The 4313-nt window shown below is 61.6% G+C and carries 7 protein-coding genes and 1 pseudogene; 2 read left to right on the forward strand and 6 right to left on the reverse strand.

Annotation, left to right across the window (positions count from 1 at the left end; translation table 11 throughout):
- The 3 genes from EOA28_RS26465 to EOA28_RS26475 all read right to left on the reverse strand — a co-directional run.
- Positions 1-456: MmcB family DNA repair protein (locus tag EOA28_RS26465; RefSeq protein ID WP_189342199.1), on the reverse strand; the 456-nt coding region annotated here is incomplete at its 3' end.
- A gap of 71 nt (positions 457-527) precedes the next feature.
- Positions 528-731 carry a hypothetical protein gene (locus EOA28_RS40455; RefSeq protein WP_245463149.1) on the reverse strand — a complete coding sequence of 68 codons (204 nt, stop codon included), beginning with the start codon at positions 729-731 and terminating at the stop codon, positions 528-530.
- A gap of 302 nt (positions 732-1033) precedes the next feature.
- A complete protein-coding gene (locus EOA28_RS26475) occupies positions 1034-1255 on the reverse strand; it encodes a hypothetical protein (protein ID WP_127249393.1) in 222 nt (73 codons plus the stop codon).
- A 167-nt stretch (positions 1256-1422) separates the two neighbouring features.
- Between EOA28_RS26475 and EOA28_RS26480 the strand changes: the two genes are divergently transcribed.
- Complete coding sequence (locus tag EOA28_RS26480) at positions 1423-1893, forward strand: nucleoside deaminase (RefSeq protein WP_127249394.1); 471 nt, start codon at positions 1423-1425, stop codon at positions 1891-1893.
- Positions 1894-1906: 13 nt separating this feature from the next.
- Here EOA28_RS26480 and cueR read toward each other — a convergent pair whose 3' ends face one another.
- Positions 1907-2296 carry a Cu(I)-responsive transcriptional regulator gene (gene cueR, locus EOA28_RS26485; RefSeq protein WP_042645833.1) on the reverse strand — a complete coding sequence of 130 codons (390 nt, stop codon included), beginning with the start codon at positions 2294-2296 and terminating at the stop codon, positions 1907-1909.
- Positions 2297-2523: 227 nt separating this feature from the next.
- Here cueR and EOA28_RS26490 point away from each other — a divergent pair, with 227 nt between their 5' ends.
- On the forward strand, positions 2524-3141 hold the full coding sequence (locus EOA28_RS26490) for a L,D-transpeptidase (protein WP_042645832.1): 618 nt from the start codon (positions 2524-2526) through the stop codon (positions 3139-3141).
- A 299-nt stretch (positions 3142-3440) separates the two neighbouring features.
- Here EOA28_RS26490 and EOA28_RS26495 read toward each other — a convergent pair whose 3' ends face one another.
- Entirely contained in the window at positions 3441-4010 is a 570-nt protein-coding gene (locus EOA28_RS26495) for a NifU family protein (RefSeq protein WP_127249396.1), read from the reverse strand.
- 193 nt (positions 4011-4203) lie between these two features.
- Positions 4204-4313, reverse strand: a pseudogene (locus EOA28_RS40460) (universal stress protein); the annotation flags it as partial.

Raw genomic sequence — 4313 nt, forward strand, 5'->3', positions numbered from 1 at the left:
ATCCTTTCCGACGGCTATGGCGCGGAGATCCTGCGCGATCCGCAGCATCAGCGCCTTGCGCGTTGCCCCCGCCATGCGGTGCTCCGGCGCATCGCGCAGGATCTCCGCGCCATAGCCGTCGGAAAGGATGAAGCCGCATTCCTCGGGAAAGATATCCTGCTGAACGCCGGGATGGGTGGCGAAGAAGAAGCGGTCGGAATGGAGCCGGTAGTCGGGCCATTTGCGGTCGACGCGGAAATCCTCGATCGAGGATTTGATCTCGATGATCCAGATGTCGCCTTGTCTTGTCAGCGCGACGAGATCGGCGCGCCGGCCGGTGGCCAAAGACAGCTCCGGCAGCACATGCGCGCCCATTTCGCGGAGCAGCCGCTGCACGCCACGCCGCACCAGCATGGCGCGCTCCGACTGGCGGCCGTCGATCAAGGGGTTGAGGGTAATCGGGGAAACGATGGGCATGGGGGACACCATGCCAGATTTTGTTCACGGTTTGAACCCCTGTGGGCGGGCGATTATATATTTGAACCACCCTACTCTTGGATATCAAATCCGGTTGCCAGCCCTGCCAAGAGCATGGCTGACAGTTCGCGGGACCTCTCTGTGAGCCGGCGGTTGGTCTCTATGAGTTCTTGAGTTTCCTTGATGCGGACCAGGCTTTCCCATTCCCGCTGATAGACTTCCTTAGCAAGCTTTTTGGTGTCTTCGATTCGGTGCATCACGATGGCAGCCTTCAAATCGGGACGCGCGTCCGCCTAGCTCTAGAAACTCGCGACGCGGGAAACTGTTCCCTGGCGGCGAACGGCAAGCGCCGCACTTGTAGAGGCCGTGGCGCTCGACACAATGCGGCTCTTTCTTCGACGGCTGCGAGCGAACGCTTCCAGCTTGTAGTGGCACCTCGCGACTATCGCATTCGGGCCAACTAGCGTCCTTTGCGATTATAGTTGGGAAAGCCGAGCAGACGCACCTGCGGACTGTCGCGCATTGTATGGCTAACGGGTTTGCGGCTCAGCCCTTGGGGATGAAGGCTGCCACACCGTTACTGCGAATCCTTCGCCCGAAACTCGTCCGCCAGAAGCCTGGCGAGGTGATCCCGGCTCAGGCTCCGCGTTTCCTTCAGGAACCACAGGAAGTTGCGCGGGCCGTCCGTCGGCAAGCCGCTTTCCTCGGCTTGGGTGATCACCCCGCGCTGGCGCTCTATCCGCTGTTCAATCTCGCGGATGTGCTGCTCGACGCGTTCGATATCTTCCTGGATGCCCAATGGCCCATGATGGCGGCGAAGATGGACAAAAGCCAGCGTGATGAAACCCCAACGCCCGGATGGATAGGGGTCCTTGCAAGCGCTCGCTCGAAATGGCGGCGCAAGCGAAGAGAAGTTCTTGCTAATCATATGCCTCGGCAGCAATCTCGCCGTGAGAGGATTTCCCCATGACCCGTGATCAGATGCTCGCCCACCTTCGGTCCGCCGACGCCGTCGCGCGCGAGGCGGCGGCGCATGGGCATCATCCTTTCGGTTCCGTGCTGGTTGGACCCGACGATCAGGTGCTGATGCGCCAGGGCAATCTCGACACCGTCCGCCATGCCGAGACCGAGCTCGCCCGCCGCGCGGCGGCGGCCTATGAGCCGGAGTTCCTGTGGCAATGCACGCTGGTCACGACCGGCGAGCCTTGCGCGATGTGCGCGGGAACGATGTATTGGGCCAATATCGGGCGGCTGGTCTACGGCTACGAGGAAACCGATCTGCTGGCGCTCACCGGCGATCACGAGGAGAATCCGACGATGAACCTCGCCTCGCGCACCGTTTTCGCTTCCGGCCAGAAGAAGATCGAGGTCTTTGGTCCGTTCCCCGAAATCGCGGAGGAGCTACTCGCCCCGCACCGCGATTTCTGGAAGCGCTGACGGACCTCGGACCTCAGGCCGCGCCCGCCATGTCGTCCAGGATCGGGCAGTCCGGCCGGTCGTCGCCGTGGCAGGCGTGGATCAGCTTTTGCAGCGTCGAGCGCATCGACTGCAATTCGCGCACCTTTTCCTCGATCGCCCTGACATGGGCGGCGGCGATCTCGCGCACGTCGTGGCTGGCGCGGTCGCGGTCCTGATAGAGCGCCATAAGCTGCCTGCAATCGTCGATTGAGAAGCCGAGATTGCGCGCGCGGCGCAGGAAGGCGAGCCGGTGGATATCCTCGCCGGAATAATCGCGATAGCCATTGTCGGCCCGCGCCGGACGGATCAGTCCGATCTCCTCATAGTAGCGGATCGTCTTGGCCGGCAGGCCGGAACGTTCGGCGGCGTCTCCGACATTCATGGCGCTCTCCTCGAGTCCCTGGCGGCCCTTGAAGCCGCCTCATTGATTTTGTTTCACAATCCTGTGAGGCCTGTTGCGGAAATGCCGCAGTTCGGCATCTACCGTCAGGTAAGGCCTTGCATATAGGCAGTGCGCGCTTGGCAAGCAAAAGAAATGCCAGCATGAATGATGGCAAGAAAGCGGCCGACTCGTGCCGCTGATACAGAGACAGGGCGTCGGACCTTTTCATGCGCTTGAAGTCGTTTGCAATCCTCGCCGCCCTTGCGCTGTCGACCGCGGTCAGCGGCTGCAGCACCATCGGCGGGCAGTTGTTCACCAACAACTATGGCGCGATGACCGATGCCGGCTATCAGCTGCCGCGCATCCCGATCGAGAAGGTCCCCGCCAGGTACCACCGCCAGGAAGTGCGCTATGACACTTCGGAAAAGCCGGGCACCATCATTGTCGATACCCAGAACAAGTTCCTCTACTTCATCGAGGGCGACGGCATGGCGATGCGTTACGGCATCGGCGTCGGCCGCGAGGGTTTCGAGTGGCACGGCACCGCCCACATCGCGCTGAAGCGCGAATGGCCGACCTGGACGCCGCCTTCGCAGATGATCAAGCGCCAGCCTGAGCTCGCCAAGTTCGCCGGCGGCATGGAACCGGGCCTGAAGAACCCGCTCGGCGCGCGCGCCATGTACCTCTTCAACAAGGGCGGCGACATGGGTTACCGCCTGCATGGCAGCCCGGAATGGTTCTCGATCGGCAAAGCGATGTCGTCGGGCTGCATCCGGCTGATGAACCAGGACATTATCGACCTCTACGACCGCACGTCGGTCGGCGCCAAGGTCATCGTGATGTAAGGACCATGATCCCGAAAAGTGGAAGCCGGTTTTCGGGAAAGATCATGGTCAACTAAAGAGTTTCGCAGGCGGACCGTCTAGGCAACAACAAGACGTCCTGAAAACAGAAAGCCGGGCTGTTGGGGCCCGGTTTTTTGTTTTTTGGGTGGTGCGGCTCGACGCCCTTTTGAGAGTTCGTCCTGCTGAATCCATATGGTTTGGTTTTCGAGAACCGGAGCGGAGCGTACGTTTAAGTACGTGGCACCGGAAGCGCAGAAAACCGAAGCAGATGGTCAGCAGGGTAGAACTATCAATGGGCGTCAGGCGACCTGCTCGACCTGCTGGACCTCCGGAACGAAGTGGCGAAGCAGGTTCTGGATGCCGTGCTTCAGCGTTGCGGTCGACGACGGGCAGCCGGCACAGGCGCCCTTCATGTGCAGGAACACGGTGCCGTTCTCGAAGCCGCGGAAGGTGATGTCGCCGCCGTCCTGGGCAACCGCGGGACGCACGCGCGTGTCGAGCAGTTCCTTGATGGTCAGCACCAGCTCCTCGTCGGCCTTGTCGTAGAACTCGCCGGTCCCGCCGGCTTCGCTCGCCGGAGCGACCGAGGCCATGACCGGCGCGCCGGACATGAAATGTTCCATGATGGCACCGAGGATGGCCGGCTTCAGATGCTGCCAGTCCGGGCCGTCCTTGGTCACGGTGATGAAGTCATAGCCGAAGAAAACGCCGGTGACGCCCGGGATCTCGAACAGACGGCCGGCTAGCGGCGAGGCCTCCGCCGCGGCTTCGGCGTTGCGGAAATCGGCTGTGCCTTCGCGTAACACTTCCTTGCCCGGCAGGAATTTCAGCGTGGCCGGGTTCGGCGTCGATTCGGTCTGGATGAACATGGGTATCTCCAGGCCCTTCCCGGGCCGATAGTTTGGAATAATTCTAAATAGGCTCTATCGGCTGGACATTCAAGCGAAACGCGTCGCTGGAACGGCTGGCTGGCGGAATGTTTTCGACCCTCATCCACTTGAGATGTGTTGAGATTCAGGTCAGGCCGTTCGCAGACCGGCCTCACCTGAATATCAGCACATCTCAGGCGAGGCTGTCGATCTCCTCATCCGACAGATTCTGCGGCACCACCGTGACAGGAATTGGGAAAGCCGCCCCCCGGCCGGCAACCGCGCTGACCAGCGGTCCCGGAC

It is taken from the genome of Mesorhizobium sp. M2A.F.Ca.ET.067.02.1.1, from assembly GCF_004023285.1.
Lineage (GTDB): Bacteria > Pseudomonadota > Alphaproteobacteria > Rhizobiales > Rhizobiaceae > Mesorhizobium.

Bases quoted from the DNA above. Each gene is read 5' to 3' on its own strand.
- EOA28_RS26495 (WP_127249396.1), bottom strand. From the start codon at position 4,010: ATGTTCATCCAGACCGAATCGACGCCGAACCCGGCCACGCTGAAATTC.
- cueR (WP_042645833.1), bottom strand. From the start codon at position 2,296: ATGAATGTCGGAGACGCCGCCGAACGTTCCGGCCTGCCGGCCAAGACG.
- EOA28_RS26490 (WP_042645832.1), top strand. From the start codon at position 2,524: ATGCGCTTGAAGTCGTTTGCAATCCTCGCCGCCCTTGCGCTGTCGACC.
- EOA28_RS26480 (WP_127249394.1), top strand. From the start codon at position 1,423: ATGACCCGTGATCAGATGCTCGCCCACCTTCGGTCCGCCGACGCCGTC.